This window comes from Lentzea sp. NBC_00516 (assembly GCF_036346835.1).
In the GTDB taxonomy this organism is placed as follows: Bacteria; Actinomycetota; Actinomycetes; order Mycobacteriales; family Pseudonocardiaceae; genus Lentzea; species Lentzea sokolovensis.
Genome location: NZ_CP107840.1, coordinates 466,815 through 484,247 on the forward strand (window position 1 = coordinate 466,815; position 17,433 = coordinate 484,247).

Sequence of the window (17,433 nt, forward strand, 5' to 3'; positions counted from 1 at the left end):
TCCCAGGCCGAACGTAGGCAGGGCGACGGGGGCGGGACAAGCGACTAGTGTCCTGAGTCGTTAATTCGGCATCAGCACTAGATTGTGTCGGTGCCGAACCCGAAACTGGTGCCGCTGACCCTGTCCGATGACGAACGCCGAGTCCTGGAGAGCTGGACGCGTCGGCGGACAACTGCGCAGGCGTTGGCGTTGCGAGCCCGGATCGTGCTGGCATGTGCTGAGACTGGTGAGTCGAACACCGTTGTGGCGCAACAGTTGAGCCTGGGCCGTCAGACGGTGGCGACCTGGCGGGCACGGTTCCTGCGCGACCGGCTGGACGGGTTGTCGGACGAGCCTCGCCCAGGCCGGCCGCGCACGATCACCGACGATCAGGTCGAGCAGATCGTGGTCACGACACTGGAGACCAAGCCGGTCGGCGCGACGCACTGGTCGACCCGGTCACTGGCCACGCAGGTCGGGATGTCGCAGTCGGCGGTCTCGCGGATCTGGCGGGCGTTCGGCCTCAAGCCGCACAAGGTCGACACCTTCAAGATCAGCAAGGATCCGTTGTTCGTGGACAAGGTCCGCGATGTCGTCGGCCTCTATCTCGACCCGCCCGCGAAAGCCGTGGTGTTGTGCGTGGACGAGAAGACCGGAATTCAGGCACTGGACCGCTCGGCGCCGGTGTTGCCGATGCTGCCCGGCGTGCCCGAGCGACAGAGTTTCGACTACATCCGGCACGGCACCACGAGCCTGTTCGCAGCGCTGGAGATCGCCACCGGACAGGTGATCAGCGCGGTGAAACGCCGTCACCGGCACCAGGAGTTCCTGGCGTTTCTTCGCACTATCGACAAGAACGTGCCCACCGGCCTGGATGTCCACGTCATCCTCGACAACCTCAGTACCCACAAGACACCCGCGGTGAAGACGTGGCTGCTCAAGCACCCACGCTTCCACTTGCACTTCACCCCGACCAGCTCAAGCTGGCTCAACCTGGTCGAACGCTTCTTCGCCGAGATCACCGTCAAGCTTCTTCGCCGGGGCGTCCACCGCTCGGTCACCGCACTGGAGAAAGACATCCGCGGCTGGATCGAGCAGTGGAACACCAACCCCAAGCCCTACGTCTGGACCCGCACAGCAGACCAGATCCTCGAGTCCCTAGCCGCCTACTGTCAGAGAATTAACGACTCAGGACACTAGTGGCTGGCTTTCACCATGTGGTCCTCGGAGTGGTCGATGACCAGGTCCTGCACCTGTTTGCGCGCGTCCGCCCGCGCCTTCTGGACGCACGCCATCAGTTGCGCCGCGAGCACTTCCGGTTCTAGTTCGCGCACTTCGGGGTTGAGCATGATGCCCGTCGTGAGGCCGTTCGAGTCGACGGTGACGCTGATGCCGCCACGGGTGGCCTCGCCGCTGACCGCCGCGAGCAGCCCGACCAGGTCGAGGTAGCGGCGCTGCTCGCGTTCGGCGGTGGCGTCCCTGCGCTCCTCCCACCACGTGATCCGGCGGCGCAGCAACGCCTGCGCGGTCGCCGGGTCGGACACGGGAACCGTCCACGAACCGGACGCGGTGTGCAGCACGATGGCGTTGGACTGCGCTGTCACGCGGAGGACGCGGGCGAACGAGACCCCGGCGTCGACCCGGGAACCGTGCCGGGTGGTCCAGTCGACGCGGTCGGTGCCGATCATCACCCGCGTCCCGTCGCCGACCAGCACGAGCGGGAACGCGGTCGAGCCGAGTTCGAGGACGGGCGCCGAGAGCAGTGAGCGATGGGCCAGGCGGGCGAGCGCGCTCGCGGACCCCGCGCCGAGCACTCCGGCCGCGCACAACGCCTTCACCGCGATCGCCGCGCCGGGACTGAGCCGCAACGCGATGCCCGAGCCCGGCAGCACACCGAGCACGAGCTGTGCCGAGGTCATCAGGGTGGTGGCGGGCAGCCACGAGTGCGGGTCGCTCAACCCGTTGCGCCGCAACCAGGTCAGCAACGCCCACGCGCACGCCGCCGCGGCGACGGCCGGAATCGCCGACCACCACGGCATGATCCGCTGCCCGGCCGAGGTCATCCCGGCGAGCACGATGCAGACGATGCCGATGGCGACCGGCAGGACGCCGGCGGAGAGCAGGAGCAACGTCCTCGTGCGGCGCCATCGCGCGGCGAGCGCGTGCACGACCTGAGGATCGTTGATCAGGGGGATGGCGTGGGGAATGAGAGTCATTCGGGCACCCCTCGTCAGCTCTCCGCCGCCACCTCGTGTGACGTGCGGGCCGACCAGACTTCCCGGCTCACCTGGGCATTAATATGCCGTAAATGTCCAGATCAGGCAAGCCTTGTCCACAATGGACGGTCAGGAGGCCGCGGTTTTCGACCGCCTTCCGAGCAGAACGTCGATGGCCAGGAAGGCGACCAGGCTGACGCCGAGCAACGGCACGAACCACCCGACGAGCAGCGTCGCGAGGCCGAGTCCGATCAACGCGCCGCGCGGTGCCTTGCGCCACTGGCCGCGCGGCGTCGGACGACCGAACCCGCTGGTGGGCCTGCGCTTCCACCACATGCGGTAGCCGAGTACGACCAACGCGACCAGTCCGCCGCCGACGAGCAGCAGCAGGAGCTGGTTGGGCCACCCGAACAGCACGCCCATGTGCGCGTCGATGCCCCACCTCGTGAGCTTCGCGCCCAGCGGGAAGTCGGCGAACTTGAGCGTGCTGACCACCTCGCCGCCGTGGACCGCGACGGCGTCACCCTGGCTGGGCAGGCCCTTCTCGATCTCGGCCACCTTCCACGCGCCGCCGGACTCCGCGGGCAGGCTCACCTCGACCGCCTTCGCGTCGATGCCCGACAGCTTCGCGACGCCGAACACGGTGTCGATCTCGCTGTGACCACCGGCGGACGAGCTGCTCGAACCGTGGTCGCCGTGGCTCTCGCCGGCGCCGGGCATCGTCAACGTCGGCGTGGACCAGCCGATGGCCGTGCGCAGCATGGCGACGTTCTCACCGGCGTAGGCCGACCACGTGAGACCCGTGGCGGACAGGAACAACGCACCGGCCAGCACCCAGACGCCGATCAGTCCGTGCGTCTTGATGCGTTTGCTGTTGCGTGCCCGGGAGATCCACAGGACCAGCCCGCCCAGTGCGACGACCCACAACCAGGAGGCGGCGAGTTCGCTGTAGAGGCGGCCGGGCTCGCCGAGCATCAGGTTGCGGTGCAACTGATCCAGCGTCGTGCGCAGGGGTAGCACGCCGCTCGACCCGTAGACGACGAGATCACCGGTGACGCGTCCGGTGCCGGGATCGACGAAGACTGCCCGGCGTTCGGACTCGCCCAGACCCTTCTCAGAGAACAGAACCCTCGTCGTGGCACCGGGTTCCGGGGCGGGCCGGACCGCGACGAGCGAGCCCTGGGGTGAGGTCGCGAGCGCGGCGTCGACCTGCTTGGACAGCGGAAGTTGTTGCGTGGAAGCGGGAACGCGGAGCTGATCGGAGTAGACCCACGACTCCAGTTGCGGCGTCAGGGCGTAGAGCACGCCGGTCAGCGAGGCGATGAGGATGAACGGGGCGACGAGCACGCCGGCGTAGAAGTGCAGGCGCAGGAAGAGTCCCCGCCACGCGAAAGATGTGCGTGACGGAGCGGCTGTGGTGGTCATGACGCTCCTGGATGGGCGTGAACAGGGGCAGGACCGCTCGATGAGCGGACCTGTGAAGGGGATTCAGACCTGTTCAGCCGGAGGACCGCGCCACGACAGCACGTCCAGGAAGACGATCGCGGTCGGCGCGAGCGAGGGCGTGGCGACGACCAGGGGAGCGGTGGCGGGCAGGACGGCGAGCCTGCGGGGGAGAGTTGCTGTGACCGCACGGGCCAGCGTGAGGATCGAGCGTTCGGCCGCGGCGAGCACGACGACCGTCAGTGCCGTGGCCACGACGTGCGAGACGATCATGCGCGACGGCTCGGCCTCGTGCGCGTGCCGGAACGCGGCGAGCGACACCAGGACGTGCATCGCGAGCTGCCCGCCGCCGATCAGCAGGAGCAGCCGCTGCCAGGTCAGCTCGTGCCGGGCGAACCCGGTCGTCGCCCACGTCAGCAGCGCGACCAGCGAGAAGAGCAGTCCCGCGTCGGGTAACTGACCGTCCGCAGTGGAGTGCGCGAGAACCGCGAGCGTGCCGTTGACGATGCCGACAGCAGCACAGCGCGCACGGCGCAGCGGAGCGGTCGGCAGGGTCACGACCAGCAGCTTAGCGGCCGAATTGGGCGAAACCAGCCCTACGCAAGATGTGGGAACTTGGTTCAATGTGCGGGTGATTTCGTACAGCACCGATCTCAGCGGCCTGACCGAGGCCGATCTCGCCGGTTTCTTCGTGGGCTGGCCCACGCCGCCGTCGCCCGCCCAGCACCTCGCCGTGCTGCGCGGGAGCTACCGCGTGGTGATCGCGCGCTCACAGGACGAGGTCGCCGGCTTCGTGAACATGATCAGCGACGGCGTGCTGACGGCGTTCGTCCCGTGGCTGGAGGTGCGGCCTTCGTTTCAGGGCCAGGGCATCGGCACCGAGCTGATGCGCCGGATCGTGGCCGAGGCCGCGCACCTGTACTCGGTGGACCTCACGTGCGACGACTCACTGCGTCCGTACTACGAGCGCCTCGGCATGTCCGCGCTGACCGGGATGGGGCTGCGCAACCGCTCTGTGCTCTAGATCCCTTCGAGATCCAGGGTCTGCTGGTGCGGGCCGCCGGTGAACGAGCTGGTGAGCAGGCCCGCACTTCGGCACCGCCCGCACGTCACCGGTGACGTCGTCGCCTTGAACCGGGTGAAGTCCCAGCTGCCCGTGCCGACGTGGCAGCCGGGGCCGGGCACCTCCAGCCCGAGCCAGCCCTGCAACCGCACGGCGTGCACGACGTCCGATCCGTCGAGGTAGCCGTTGAGCCGCCCCGCGAACCGGTGGCGCGCCTCTGCCGCGGGCGCGCTGAGTGCCTCCTGCAAGAGCGAAATGCCGTTCATGAACCCGATTCAACCTCAAGGGGACGTGTCGAGCCGTGCACCACGCCGCTCCAGCACGGTGAGGCTCCTGGCACACCACCGCACGTTGTCCCGCTCGAAGGACAAGCCGCGCAACAAGGTCAGGTACGGCCCGACCCGTTCGGCGGTGGCCAGGAACTCCTCCTCGTCCAGTCCGCCGAGCAACTTGGCGCGCAGTCGTTCGTAGCGCTGGATCTTCGCCTCGGCCCACTGCTTGCGTTCGCGGATCGAGGCCTTCACCGCCTCGACGTCACCGGAGTCCGCCGCCAGTACCGCGACCAGCAGCTCGTCCCGGATCGCGGTGGGCTTGTGCTGTGCGGCCGTGAACCTCGTCAGCTCCTCGCGCCCTGTTGCCGTCAGCGAGAAGAGGCGCTTGTTCGGCCGGCGTTCCTGCTCGACCGTCCTGGCCGTGATCAGCCCGTCGGTCTCCATCCGGTCGAGCTCCCGGTAGAGCTGCTGCGGCGTGCAGATCCAGAAGTTCGCCACGGACGCGTCGAACGCCTTGGCCAGGTCGTAGCCGGACGACTCCCCGTCGAGCAGAGCGGCCATCACGGCGTTGCGCAGCGACATAGCAGCAGGTTACGGTGCTTCGACCTAGTCAACAAGTTGAGTATGCGAGGGTCCACGTGAACGCATTCCGCAAGGCGGTCGAGGCACGCGACACCGAGGCGATGGCGGCGTGTCTGGCAGACAACGTCGTGTTCACCAGCCCTGTCGCGTTCGCGCCCTACCCCGGCAAGCCGCTCACCGCCGCGATCCTGCGCGGTGTGATGCGGGTGTTCGAGAACTTCCGCTACGAGCGCGAGATCATCGACGGCCGGAACCACGCGCTGGTGTTCCGGACCGAGGTGGGCGGCAAGGAGATCCAGGGCTGCGACTTCCTGCACCTCGACGAGAACGGCCTGATCGACGAGTTCACCGTCATGGTGCGCCCGCTGTCCGGCGCCCAGGCCCTGTCCGAGGCGATGGCGGCCCAGTTCGACCAGATCAAGGCCGAGGCGCTGGAAGCGATGAGCTAGGCGCGTTCGTACACGCTCACGTGCCGCTTGCTGTCCGCGACGAACGGCTCGCCGTTCCAGCCACCGTGGCGTTCACGCAGCCGCAACCCCGCGATTCGTGCCATGAGGTCGAACTCGGAGGGGTAGGCCTGCCGGGTCTTGATCGGGCCGAACCGGATGCCGTCCGCGCTGATGCTCACGTGGTTCTCGTCGAGGATCTGGGTGACCGGGTCGAAGCGGTTGACGTCGAGCCGGACGTGGTCGACCTCCACGGCCTCCACGTCGATGAACTGGTGACGCGGGCGCGCCACCCAGCTGGGCAGGCCGCACTCGACCACGAACACGCCGTCCGGGGTGAGATGCCGTGCCGCGTTCTCGAAGCAGCGGACCTGGTCGTCCTGGGTGAGCAGGTTCGTGATCGTGTTGTAGACGAGGTACACCAGGTCGTACGTGCGGCCGGTGCCGACCGTGGACATGTCGCCCATCGTCACGTCGACGTCCTGGCCGCCGGGCTTTTCCCGCATGCGCGCCACCATGTCCGGCGACAGCTCGATGCCGTCCACCTCGACACCGGCGTCTCTGAGCGGCAACGCGACGCGGCCGGTGCCGATCGCGAACTCCAGCGCGGAGCCGCCGAACGCGGCGAGGAACCGCACGGTGTCGGCCTCGTCCCCGCGGGGCTCGTTGTCGTAGGTGCTTGCTGTTTCAGGGCCGAAACTCGGGTTGAATCCCTTCACCCGTCCCACGCTAGCCACGTTGCCAACCGGTTTATCGGACCAGGCCGCGCAGCAGAGCCAGATCGTGCAGGTCCCGTTCGCGCGGCTCGTATCCCTGATGGAAGAACACCTGCTGCTCGGCCGAAAGACACCGCACGGTGGTACCGAGGATCGTCCCGGTGACGAAGCACGAGGCGGGGTAGCGGAACGGTTCGCCCGGCGTCGGTGAGGACTGTTCGGCGCTGCCGTCCTCCGCGTACCGCAAGGGATGCAGGTCGATCTCGCGGCCCTTGTGGTCCGTGACCACGAATCGCACTGGGCGCCACGACAGTGTTTCTTCGAACCCCTGCGCCGCCAAGACTTCGAGGATCCGCGGCTCCTGCTCCTCGCGGTGCATGAGGTCGAGGTCGCCGTGCGGGCGGGTCTGCCTGCCCACCAGCGCGTCGATGCCCCAGCCGCCGCCGACGCAGACGTCGAAGCCGTCGAGCGCCGCCAGGACTTCCAGCACCTCTTCCCCGGTCACGCGCTACAGCGTGCAAGTGAGGCGGCCGAGGCGCCACCGAGTTTCGTCCGGCGCTGCTAGGTTGAAGGTCGTGCCGGACTTCAAGCTGCCGCTCTACGGCGCTGACACCGAACGTGGCGACCTCGCTCCCTGAGTCGCCTCGCTCCTCCGCCACCACTCTCACCTTTGTCCTGCACAGGGAGCTTTGCCATGCGTTCGTTCGTCCACGCGCTGCCCAAGGTCGAGTTGCACGTCCACCTCGTCGGATCGGCCGGCATCGACACCGTCCTGGAACTCGCCCGGCGCCACCCGGAGGCCGGCGTGCCCACCGACCGCGCCGAACTGGAGCGCTTCTACACGTTCCGGGACTTCGACCACTTCCTGAAGGTGTACTGGGCGGTCCAGTCGATGCTGAAGGGCCGCGCCGACATCCACACCCTCGTCGTCGGCCTGGCGCGCGAACTGGCCCGGCAGAACGTCCGGTACGCCGAGGTCACCGTCACGCCGTACAACCACGTCACGGACGGCATGCCGGGCAACGAACTCCTCGCGGGCCTCGAGTCCGGTCGCGCGGAAGCGGCGGCGCTGGGCGTCGATCTGGCCTGGTGCTTCGACATCCCGGGCGAGAAGGGCCTGGTGGCCGGGCGGGAGACGCTGGCGTTCGCGCTGTCCGAACGTCCTGACGGCCTGGTCTCCTTCGGCCTGGCCGGCCCCGAGGCGGGCGTCGGCCGCGCCCAGTTCGCGCCCTTCTTCGACGCGGCAAGGGATGCGGGCCTGCACAGCGTGCCGCACGCGGGGGAGACCACCGGCCCGGAGACCATCTGGTCCGCGGTGCGGGACCTGCGGGCCGAACGGATCGGCCACGGCACGAGCTGCGTCGAGGACCCGGCGTTGATGGAACACCTGGTGCTCAAGGGGATTCCGCTGGAGGTCTGCCCGACGTCCAACGTCCGCACGCGACAGGTCGCGTCGATCGAGACGCATCCCGTGCGGCAAATGCTCGACGCCGGTGTCGTGGTCACGCTGAACACCGACGACCCGCCATTCTTCGGCGCCACGCTGGAAGGCGAGTATCTGGCGGTGGCGACCGCGCTCGATCTCACGCCCGTGCAGGTGGCGACGCTGGCGGAGAACGCCGTGCTGGCCTCGTTCCTCCCCGGTGGCCGCAAGACGGCGTTGCTGGAGGAGATCGCGGACGTGCTCGCCCAGGTCTGAGACCGGTGGCCCGCGGGGCGTTCGCCCGCGGGCCACCGTGAACTCACTGCTGTGGAACGGAGTACGACCGCTCGAGGTTGCCGGACACGACGCCGTCAGGCGTCCGGCTCGACACGGTCAGGTAGAACGTCCCGCTGGACGGCATGGTGACGGTGAACCGCGCCTTGCCGTCCGCACCCACAGGAACCACCTGCGGCGTGTTGAAGGCGACGTACCACAGGACCTCGTGCGACCCGGCCAGCGCGGGCGTCACGACGAACTCGATCGGCACGTTCGGCCGTGCCGTCACCGGACCACCGTCCGGGAACTGCGGGCTCGTCACGGCAGGAAGCGCCGGCTTCACCTGGAACATGTACGACTGCTCGTCGCTCTCCAGGCCCGTGTCCATGACGCCGCGGACGTACAGGTAGTGGTAACCCGGCTTCTTGGGCGCCCACTGGACCTGCGTGCCCGTGGTGGTCTGCCACGGCTCGTCGTCGAACCTGTACCTGTACGACACGACGGGGAGCCGTGGCGACGAGAACGTGAACGTGCCGGCCTGGCCGGGAGCGCCGCCCGGTTCGTACCTGTAGTCGGTGCTCGTCACCGTCGGCGCCGGTGCGTCGGCCTCGATCGCGCTCTCACCCCAGCCGGAGCGGACTCCGGCCCCGTTGACGCTCGCCACCAGCACGTCGTAAAAACCCTTGGCCGTCGGCGTGTGCTCGAACGTCAGTGATCCGTCCTGCGCGGCGGGCAGGTGCTGCTCGGGATCATCTCCGATCTTGTACACATAGGACACGACCCCGTTTTGCCGAGGCGTCACGGTGATCGTGCGCTTCTGGCCGACGATGCCCGACCACGGGTCGGTCTCGACCTCGGGTCGCAGTTGGTCGACGGTGAACGAGCTGTTCGCGACGCCCGAGCGGACACCGGCCGCGTTGACCGTCCAGACCTTGAGGGCGTGCCGTTCGGGACCGGGGTCGGTGTACGTGAGGGTGAAGCGCCCCTTCTGGTCCTCGCCGACCGGCACGGTCTGCTCAGCGCCGCCGTCGATCTGGTACACGAACCGCGTGGCACCGTCCTGAGTGGCGGTGAGCACGAACGCGCCGGGCGTCCCGAGCGACATCAGAGGCGTCTGCACCCGTGGAGAGGTGGTGCGGACCCAGAAGCGGTAGGTAGTGCTGTCCGAACGGATTCCGGCGCGGTCGATGCTCTGGACCTGGACGTACAAGGGGCCGTCCCGGTCGGGCGTGACCGTGATCGTTGCCTTGCCGCCGGGAGCGTCCGCGTTCACCCGGCCGTACGGGACGCCGATGCCTTCATACGTGAACGCGACGACGTCCTGCGCGCCGTTGGCGTCGAAGGTGAACTCACCCGGCAGACCCTGGCCGCCGTCACCGGGCGGCCCGCCGTTCTCCTGGTAGGTGGTGGAGGAGATCTTCGGAGCGGCCGGAGCCGTCACGTCGGCAGTGAACTGGCACGGTGCGGACCAGTCGGAGTTCGCGAACCCGTCCTCGGTGCGCACGGCGAAGGCGTAGGTGCCGCCGTCCTTGACCATGCCCTCGGGGAACAGGGTGTCCACCACGCCGGCGCCGGGGAAGGGAGCCTCGACCTCGACGCGTTGTTCTGGTGCGTCCACCGGCCAGAACGCCAGGCGCCCGGTGAGGCCGCTGCCGGGGTCGGCGTCGTGCAGGGTGGCCTTGACGCGCGGCGTGAGGCTGGGGACGAAGCGCGTGGTGCCGTCGCAGTCGTGGATGTCGATCTTCAGATCGGTCGGCGTCCCCGGCGGCGTGTTGAACGTCGTGCTCAGCACCGCGGCCGGGTCGTAGGTGCGGCCGTACTCGACCTTGCCCTGGAACTGCTCGGCGATCCGGAGCACGAACGTGATCTCCGTCCGGCCCTTCTCCAGAGCCTTCCTGATGGGCTCGGCGACGTTCCAGGTGACCGCGGGCGACACGCAGTCCTGGTTCGGGCTCGGCTCGATCTTCGAGCTCTCCCAGGGCTGGTGCGCCCAGGTGATCTTCTTCGGCGGCTGCACGACCCACAGCTGCGTGGTACGCGGCTTGGCGCAGTCGTTCGCGGCCTTCTCCGGCGTGCGCAGGTTCGCCGTGAACAGCTGTGTGCCCTTGAACCGCGTGATGTCGAACGTGAAGTACGACTTGCCGATGTGGTGCTTGTCGTCCCGCCAGGCGCCGATTTTCGCGTCGCCCGTCGTGATCTCCTGGTGCGGCTGCTTGGAGTCGGTCGTGACCCGCTTGGCCGGGTTGGACATGGCCCAGTTCGGTTGCTGGGCGGCGTGCGCGGCGCCGGGCACGGCCACCACGAGACCCGCGACGAGCGCGGCAACGAGTGCCCCGGCACCACGCCAGGGTCTGTCAGATGTTCTCAACGATCCCCCTAGAGACGAACAGTCCGGCGGATGGTGGCATCCGCTCTGGGCGTTTGTCATGGAAGTTCCGAAAGATGGTCCTCGCTGATCAGCGCACGGGGGAGGGCCACCGCATCTCGTTTGGCGGCGCACGAGGTGGTGTCTCGGGCACTATGGCGACGGAACGACATCGATATCGGGGGTCCTGTGAAAAGAACGATCGTCGTCCTCACAGCGGTTCTGGCCGCTCTGGGGATCGCTCCCACGGCCAACGCGAGCTATTCCACCTCGCTTGTAGTGCTCGGTGACTCGTACGCGTCGGGCACGGGAGCAGGTTCCTACCAAGACGGAACGGCCGGGAACTGCTGGCGCAGCAACAACTCCTACGGTGAGCAGGTGGCCGCCCGCCTGCGCGCGGCCGGCAGGCTCGGCTCGTTCGCGAACGTGAGCTGCAGTGGCGCCGCCACCGCGGACTTCTCCCGTCCCTTCAAGGACCGTCCGGCCCAGTTGGACGCCCTGAAGCGCGACACGAACCTGGTGCTGCTCACCGTCGGCACCAACGACATCGACTACGCGACGTACGGCGGCATCTGCATCCAGGCCGACTGCACGGGTGCGCCGACCGAGGCGATCCTGGCGAGGTTGCCGCAGATGGGGCTCAACGTCACCGCTCTGCTGACCGAGATCGACAAGCGCAGCCCGCACGCGCGGGTCGTCGTCGTGGGCTACGGCCGCCAGGTGTCCACTTCGGACAACCCGGACGGCGCCACTCTGGACCCGATCTGCGGCGAGGGAATCTTCACCACCGCGGAACGCGCCCAGGGCAACCAGGTGGCCGACGGCATCGACGCCACCCTGCGTTCCGCCGTGACCAAGGCGGCCCGCCAGGGCGTCAAGGCCACGTTCGCCAGCCCGTTCTCCCGCCCCGGCACGTTCGACGGCCACGCGCTGTGCGAGTCGGGCACCCCGTTCCTGCGCGGGTTCGACGCGCTGGCACCGGGCCAGGAGGGGCCGGAAGCCGTGTTCCACCCGAACCAGCAGGGACAGACCGCCCTGGCCTCGCTCGTCCGGGCCTAGCCGGTGACGGTTGCTTCCGCCCGCTCATCGGGTGAGCGGAAGCAACCGTCTTGGCGATGGACACCGGCGAGTCGGACGAGGATCGTGCAGCACGTGGAACAGGTCGTCGAGGTGGCGGACTTGGACGCGGCGCACGAGGTGTTGAATGCGGCTTACGGCCAGATGCGTCTCAACGCCGGTATCGAGCACCCTCACATGCGGATGTCGTCGCGGATACACGGGGACATCCGGTTCGACGAGTTGCACGGCCACATCTCGCTCGAGGTCAGCGTCGACCCGATGCAGAACTACGTCTTCGGGCACAACGGCGCCGGTGTCGTCTACTACGGTTCGGGCGGCGAGGACCGGTTCTGGCTGCCCGGCGAGGTGTTCCTGAGCGCACCGCCCGAAAGTTCCTTCGTCGGGGCGATCGCCGACCCGAGGTTGTCGACGGTCACGCTGCCCCAGTCGGTGATCGACCAGGTGGTCGACGGCGTGCGGTTCACCGGTTTCCGGGCGGTCTCGCCCCAGGTCGCGGCAGCGTGGTGGTCCACCTGCGTGCATCTGCGCGATGTGGTGCTGCCGCACTTCGAGGACAACCCGCTGGTTGCGGCGAACGCGATTCGTCTGCTGGTGTCCACCACCCTCGCCGCGTTCCCGAACACCACACACGCCGCGCCGACGTCTGCCGACCGGCGTGACGCGCACCCGAGAAGCCTGCGCCGTGCGGTCGCGTTCATCGAGGACAACGCTGCGATGGACATCTCTGCGGCTGACATAGCGCGTGCGGCTCGCGTGTCCATCCGGGCGCTGCAACTCGCTTTCCGCCGTTACCTCGGCACGACGCCGATGGCCTATCTGCGGGGCGTGCGTCTGTCGTGCGCCCATGAGGACCTGAGGGCGGGCAACGGTTCCGTCACCGAGATCGCGGCCCGATGGGGTTACGCCCGCCCGAGTGTCTTCGCCGCGCACTACCGCGCCGCCTACGACATCCCGCCGTCACAGACCTTGCGGTCGCGTTGAGAGCTTCGTTTTCCGGGCCACGGCTTCGTTTCCGCTGCTATCGTTCGGGCCTCGCAGTGCGGTGAAGTGGTGGCCCGTCTTCGAGGTGAGGCCCGATGACCGCCTGTGAGACCAGCCCGTTCGCCGTGCGAACCGAACGCTCCGGCACCCGCTTCACGGCCACCTGCCGAGGCGAGATGGACATGACGACGTGCGACCTGCTCTTCGCCGCCGTGCTGCCCGGCATCACCGACACCACCACCGACCGCGTCTCGGTGGACCTGGCGGAGGTGACGTTCCTGTCCGCGAGCGGCCTGCGCACCCTGCTGCTCCTGCTCTGCGCCGCGCACCACAGCGGCAAGTCGTTCACCCTGCGCCACACCCAGCCCCAGGTCCGCCGAGTGCTGGACCTGTTCGGCTTCACCACCTTCAAAGCGGGCCTTGTGTGGGAGGAAACCATGTCGCCGAGGACCCGCCACAACTAGCTTGACCAGCTATGTTGCTCTCGCTGGTACTCGTACTCGCGCTCACCCCGCCGACGTCCGCGACAACGGTCCCCGGCGCCGAACATCAGCAACTGACCCACCTCGCCGACCTCACCACGACCGGCCTGGTCACCACCGGCCACACCGACCCGGCCGACTGGGCGGGCCTCACCAGCACCGCCCTGCCCGTCCCCGCCGCCGTGCCGGGAATCCAGATAGACGGCTACTTCCCCGACACCTCCCGCACCAACACCAACCACGGCTGGCACGACTCCCAGTTCGTGGTCAGACTGCCCGACCACTGGAACGGCGGCCTGGTCGTGACCGGCGCCCCCGGCGTGCGCGAGCAGTACGCGAACGACCGGGCCATCTCCGACTGGGTCCTCTCCCGCGGCTACGCCTTCGCCGCCACCGACAAGGGCAACACCGGCGCCCAGTTCTACCGCGACGGCCGGGCCATGGAGGAGTGGAACCACCGCTTCACCCAGCTCACCATCGCGGCGAAGTCCGTTGTCTCCCAACGCTACGGCCGAGCCCCACGCCGGACGATCGCCACCGGCATCTCCAACGGCGGCTACCTCGTCCGCTGGCAACTGGAGAACCGCCCGCACCTCTACGACGGAGGCGTCGACTGGGAGGGGACACTGTGGACAGTCGCGGGCCCGAACCCGCTGACGTTCCTGCCAGCCGTCCTCCGCGCCTACCCGGCCTACCTGGCAGGCGAACCGGGCGCGCACGAGGCGATGGTCGCGGCAGGCTTTCCGGCCGGCACGGAATTCCTGTGGGACTACCACTATCGGTACTACTGGGATCTGACCCAACGGATCTACCGCGAGGAGTTCGACCCGCGGTTCGACGGGGAGTTGGAGGCCGGCGTGCCGTTCTGCACTCCTGGTAGTGCTGCTTGCGATGCTGACTACTCGTACGTTTCTCGACGTCGCATCGCCGGTCCCGCGGTGTCCCGGGTCGCGTTGACGGGCAAGGTGAAGCGGCCTTTGCTGACGGTGCACGGGACATACGACGTGTTGCTGCCGATCAGTCAGGATTCGGACGTGTACGCGCGGATGACGCCTGATCGGCTGCACCGGTACTACCGGGTGGAGCAGGGCACGCACGTGGACGGGCTGGTGGACGCCTATCCGGATCGGTTGCGGCCCCTCGCGCCCTGTCATCGGGCGGCGTTCGTGGCGTTGGAGCGGTGGCTGGACGGGGTGGAGCCGCCTCGGTCGGCGACCCTGCCACGGCCGGCCGACGTGGCCACCTGCCCTTTGTCGTGATCGCCTGCCCCAGCAGGTTGAGTGGGGAGATCGCGGACACCGGATCGCGTCCGACCGATCATTCGGGACTCGCCGTCCGGTTGTCGCTTTGCACAAAGCGGACGCTGCTAGCGTCTGACCCTGCCGCCCAGTCAGCCCGATCGCGAGGAACGCCCGCCGGATGTCCACCACCCCACGCATCGGCGCTCGGGTGCTGCTACTCGACGCCAACGACCGCGTGCTGCTCGTCCACGCCTGCGACCCGGACGACCGCGGCCATCACTGGTGGGAACTGCCCGGCGGCGGCCTCGACGAGGACGAGAAGGCGGAAGACGCCGCCCTGCGCGAGGTCGCGGAGGAGACCGGACTCATCGTTCCGTCGCTGGGCCGCAAACTGTGGATCCGCGAATCCCGCTTCCACTACAAGGGACGCGACCACCATCGCGAAGACCACGTCTTCCTCGGTCGCATCGACGACATCGAGCCGAAGGTGGCCCTCAACCTCACCGAGAACGAGAAGGCCGGGCTGATCGAACGACGCTGGTGGTCCGCGGCCGAACTGCACGAGTGCACGGACGAACTGCTCCCCGCTCAGCTCCCCGGTTTGCTCGACGAGCTTCTCGCGGGTGCCCTCAGCACCACGCCGCTGAGTCTGGTCGACTGACACAGCTTTCCGGTGACTCTGCCGCGGCCAAATGACGTGGCCACCTGTCCTTTGTCGTGATCCAATCGGGGACGTGGCCACCATCGAGTACGTCCTCGGCGACATCACCGAGCAGGAAGCCGACGTGATCGTGAACGCCGCCAACTCCTCCCTGCTGGGCGGCGGGGGAGTGGACGGCGCGATCCACCGCAAGGGCGGCCCGGACATCCTCGCCGACTGCCGCAAGCTGCGCGCCGGCCACTACGGCGGCGGCCTCAAGACCGGCCAGGCCGTCGCCACCACCGCGGGCCGCCTGCGTGCCAAGTGGGTCGTGCACACCGTCGGCCCGGTCTGGTCGGCCACCGAAGACCGCTCCGAACTCCTGGCCGACTGCCACCGCAACGCACTCCGCGTGGCAGCCGAACTGGAAGCGCAGACGATCGCGTTCCCGGCCATCTCCACCGGCATCTACCGCTGGCCCCCGGAGGACGCCGCGAGAATCGCCCACGCCGCCACCAAGGACTCCCCAGTCCCCGTGATCAGGTTCGTCCTGTTCGACCAGCGAACCTACGACGCCTTCGCCCGCCCGTAGTCCGCGATCTCCATCGCCCACCGGTAGACCTCGAACGGATCGCCCAAAGTCGCGGGCAGCGAAGGATGAACCAAAGTCCCGTTCAACGCCCGAAGCAGGTCGTACAGCCCGAGATGGGTCCAATCCCACAACATGCTGTCGAAGTTGTAGGCACGCATCAAAGGCGTGAGCCGCGCACGGATTGAATCGATCGACGACTGAGAGAGCCCCACGGCGTGCAACCGGGCATCGGTGGCCGCGATGTGCGCGGCGCTGAACGACGTGTCGAGGAACGGCTCGAACAGGTTGCCCCACACGTCGAGACGCCCCGCGACCGAGATCCCGTGACGCTGACAAAACCCAGCCAGCCCGTCCGAGTCGTCCCACGACAGGAACAAGGTCTCGCCGGACACGGTGCGGATCTCCGGCGGACCCACCTGGGTGGACGCGTCCCGAACAGCGGACGCGGGCAGGATGCTGTGGGGGTGCACGCTGGCCCACGGGAACTCGTAGCCCGCGAAGACGATGTGGTCCGGGCCGAACGTCACCGTCATCGGGCCACGGTACTTTCCCTCACCTGCAACGAGAACGGGGTTTCGACGTCCTCCAGCGCCGAGTCGCGGGATTCGGCGCGGCGGTGCAGCAGGTCGACGGCGGCGCGGGCGATGGCGCCCTTGTCGGGGGCGACGGAGGTCAGGGACGGGGAGCTGTAGACGCTCTCCTCGTTGTTGTCGAAGCCCACCACCGCCAGGTCCTGGGGCACGCGCACGAAGCGTTCGGCTGCCGCTCGCATGGCGCCGATGGCCAGGAGGTCGTTGAAGCAGAACACGGCGTCCGGTGGGTTGCGCAGGTCCAGCAACGTCTTCATCGCGGCGGCGCCGTCCGCGCGGTGGTAGTTCAGTGCTGGCACGACCAGTTCGTCGACGAACGGCAGCGAGGCCTCGGCCAGCGCCGCGCGGTAGCCCTCCAATCGCAAAAAAGCAGTGCCACGGTGGGGGTGGGCGCCGATTGCGGCGATTCGCCGGTGACCCAGCGAGATCAGGTGGCGGACGGCGGCCTGCGCGGCGGCCACGTTGTCGATGCCCACGCGGGAGATCGGGACGTCGATGGCGTGCTCGCCCAGCAGGACGGCGGGGACGGACAACTGGAAGTCGTCCACCTGCAACGCTTCCGGGCTCAGGATCGCGGCATCGACCAGATGCGGGCCCAGCGACGCCAGCGCCGAACGTTCGCCGGCCAGGGTGCCGAACGTCTGCTCGATGAGCACGTTCCACTCGTGCTCCTGGGCGGCGGCGATGACGAGGCCCGCGAGCTCGGCGAAGTACGGGATCGAGAGTTCCGGCAGGACCAGGGCGATGAAGCCGGTGCGGCCGCGGCGCAGGTTGCGGGCGCCGAGGTTGGGGCGGTAGCCGGTGGCCTCCAACGCCTCCTCGACGCGGCGGCGGTTGTCCGCCTTCACGAACGAGTAGCCGTTGACCACGTTCGACACGGTCTTGACCGAGACGCCCGCCAGGCGGGCGACGTCCTTCAGCGTGGCCAACACAGCCTCCAGAAAAGTACCGGGAAAAGTACCGGGAAGTTCTCAGTCTTTACAACGTTGGAACAACGATGCAAATCTAGCGCCTGAGAGCGCGTCCACGCACAGCCCGCCCGTGTA

20 protein-coding genes are annotated in these 17,433 nt (G+C 68.3%); 10 read left to right on the top strand and 10 right to left on the bottom strand.

Features of this window, described 5'->3' with window-relative positions:
* Nucleotides 1-90: 90 nt before the first annotated feature.
* Entirely contained in the window at nt 91-1,179 is a 1,089-nt protein-coding gene (locus OG205_RS02160; RefSeq protein ID WP_442916586.1) for an IS630 family transposase, read from the top strand.
* On the opposite strand, the gene OG205_RS02165 is transcribed toward OG205_RS02160, so the two are convergent.
* The 3 genes from OG205_RS02165 to OG205_RS02175 all read right to left on the bottom strand — a co-directional run bounded on the left by OG205_RS02165 (nt 1,176) and on the right by OG205_RS02175 (nt 4,196).
* Nucleotides 1,176-2,195 (bottom strand): YbaB/EbfC family nucleoid-associated protein, encoded by a 1,020-nt coding sequence (locus OG205_RS02165; protein WP_330274519.1) that lies wholly within the window; start codon nt 2,193-2,195, stop codon nt 1,176-1,178. The genes OG205_RS02160 and OG205_RS02165 overlap by 4 nt on opposite strands.
* A gap of 129 nt (nt 2,196-2,324) precedes the next feature.
* Nucleotides 2,325-3,620: a PepSY-associated TM helix domain-containing protein gene (locus OG205_RS02170; RefSeq protein WP_330274520.1), complete on the bottom strand. Its 1,296-nt coding sequence runs from the start codon at nt 3,618-3,620 to the stop codon at nt 2,325-2,327.
* A gap of 63 nt (nt 3,621-3,683) precedes the next feature.
* The gene (locus OG205_RS02175) at nt 3,684-4,196 is read right to left on the bottom strand and encodes a hypothetical protein (RefSeq protein ID WP_330274521.1); all 513 of its coding nucleotides are present in this window, start codon (nt 4,194-4,196) and stop codon (nt 3,684-3,686) included.
* Between the two features lie 73 nt (nt 4,197-4,269).
* Between OG205_RS02175 and OG205_RS02180 the strand changes: the two genes are divergently transcribed.
* Entirely contained in the window at nt 4,270-4,662 is a 393-nt protein-coding gene (locus OG205_RS02180; RefSeq protein WP_330274522.1) for a GNAT family N-acetyltransferase, read from the top strand.
* Here the strand turns inward: OG205_RS02180 and OG205_RS02185 are convergent.
* Entirely contained in the window at nt 4,659-4,967 is a 309-nt protein-coding gene (locus OG205_RS02185; protein WP_330274523.1) for a hypothetical protein, read from the bottom strand. The two genes, OG205_RS02180 and OG205_RS02185, sit on opposite strands and share 4 nt — an antisense overlap.
* Before the next feature lie 15 nt (nt 4,968-4,982).
* Nucleotides 4,983-5,555, bottom strand: coding sequence for a PadR family transcriptional regulator (locus tag OG205_RS02190; RefSeq protein ID WP_330274524.1), 573 nt, complete (start codon nt 5,553-5,555; stop codon nt 4,983-4,985).
* 56 nt (nt 5,556-5,611) lie between these two features.
* On the opposite strand from OG205_RS02190, the gene OG205_RS02195 reads away from it, so the two are divergent.
* Complete coding sequence (locus tag OG205_RS02195; RefSeq protein ID WP_330274525.1) at nt 5,612-6,004, top strand: nuclear transport factor 2 family protein; 393 nt, start codon at nt 5,612-5,614, stop codon at nt 6,002-6,004.
* On the opposite strand, the gene OG205_RS02200 is transcribed toward OG205_RS02195, so the two are convergent.
* A complete protein-coding gene (locus OG205_RS02200) occupies nt 6,001-6,720 on the bottom strand; it encodes a class I SAM-dependent DNA methyltransferase (RefSeq protein WP_330274526.1) in 720 nt (239 codons plus the stop codon). The genes OG205_RS02195 and OG205_RS02200 overlap by 4 nt on opposite strands.
* 31 nt (nt 6,721-6,751) lie before the next feature.
* Entirely contained in the window at nt 6,752-7,222 is a 471-nt protein-coding gene (locus OG205_RS02205; RefSeq protein ID WP_330274527.1) for a nucleotidyltransferase domain-containing protein, read from the bottom strand.
* Between the two features lie 189 nt (nt 7,223-7,411).
* Between OG205_RS02205 and add the strand changes: the two genes are divergently transcribed.
* Nucleotides 7,412-8,416 (top strand): adenosine deaminase, encoded by a 1,005-nt coding sequence (gene add / locus OG205_RS02210; protein WP_330274528.1) that lies wholly within the window; start codon nt 7,412-7,414, stop codon nt 8,414-8,416.
* A 43-nt stretch (nt 8,417-8,459) separates the two neighbouring features.
* Here add and OG205_RS02215 read toward each other — a convergent pair whose 3' ends face one another.
* Entirely contained in the window at nt 8,460-10,784 is a 2,325-nt protein-coding gene (locus OG205_RS02215; RefSeq protein ID WP_330274529.1) for a hypothetical protein, read from the bottom strand.
* A gap of 186 nt (nt 10,785-10,970) precedes the next feature.
* On the opposite strand from OG205_RS02215, the gene OG205_RS02220 reads away from it, so the two are divergent.
* The 6 genes from OG205_RS02220 (at nt 10,971) to OG205_RS02245 (ending at nt 15,797) form a co-directional block, all read left to right on the top strand.
* Nucleotides 10,971-11,840, top strand: a complete 870-nt coding sequence (locus OG205_RS02220; RefSeq protein ID WP_330274530.1) for an SGNH/GDSL hydrolase family protein — start codon at nt 10,971-10,973, stop codon at nt 11,838-11,840.
* 84 nt (nt 11,841-11,924) lie between these two features.
* The gene (locus tag OG205_RS02225) at nt 11,925-12,842 is read left to right on the top strand and encodes a helix-turn-helix transcriptional regulator (protein ID WP_330274531.1); all 918 of its coding nucleotides are present in this window, start codon (nt 11,925-11,927) and stop codon (nt 12,840-12,842) included.
* A 95-nt stretch (nt 12,843-12,937) separates the two neighbouring features.
* A complete protein-coding gene (locus OG205_RS02230; RefSeq protein WP_330274532.1) occupies nt 12,938-13,306 on the top strand; it encodes an STAS domain-containing protein in 369 nt (122 codons plus the stop codon).
* A gap of 11 nt (nt 13,307-13,317) precedes the next feature.
* Entirely contained in the window at nt 13,318-14,583 is a 1,266-nt protein-coding gene (locus tag OG205_RS02235; RefSeq protein ID WP_330274533.1) for a tannase/feruloyl esterase family alpha/beta hydrolase, read from the top strand.
* Nucleotides 14,584-14,743: 160 nt separating this feature from the next.
* The gene (locus OG205_RS02240; protein WP_330274534.1) at nt 14,744-15,226 is read left to right on the top strand and encodes an NUDIX hydrolase; all 483 of its coding nucleotides are present in this window, start codon (nt 14,744-14,746) and stop codon (nt 15,224-15,226) included.
* A 31-nt stretch (nt 15,227-15,257) separates the two neighbouring features.
* Complete coding sequence (locus OG205_RS02245) at nt 15,258-15,797, top strand: O-acetyl-ADP-ribose deacetylase (protein WP_330274535.1); 540 nt, start codon at nt 15,258-15,260, stop codon at nt 15,795-15,797.
* Here OG205_RS02245 and OG205_RS02250 read toward each other — a convergent pair.
* Both OG205_RS02250 and OG205_RS02255 read right to left on the bottom strand, forming a co-directional pair.
* Nucleotides 15,773-16,330: a hypothetical protein gene (locus OG205_RS02250; protein WP_330274536.1), complete on the bottom strand. Its 558-nt coding sequence runs from the start codon at nt 16,328-16,330 to the stop codon at nt 15,773-15,775. The two genes, OG205_RS02245 and OG205_RS02250, sit on opposite strands and share 25 nt — an antisense overlap.
* Nucleotides 16,327-17,319, bottom strand: a complete 993-nt coding sequence (locus tag OG205_RS02255; RefSeq protein WP_330274537.1) for a LacI family DNA-binding transcriptional regulator — start codon at nt 17,317-17,319, stop codon at nt 16,327-16,329. Before OG205_RS02255 ends, OG205_RS02250 begins: the two co-directional genes overlap by 4 nt.
* Between the last annotated feature and the right edge of the window lie 114 nt (nt 17,320-17,433).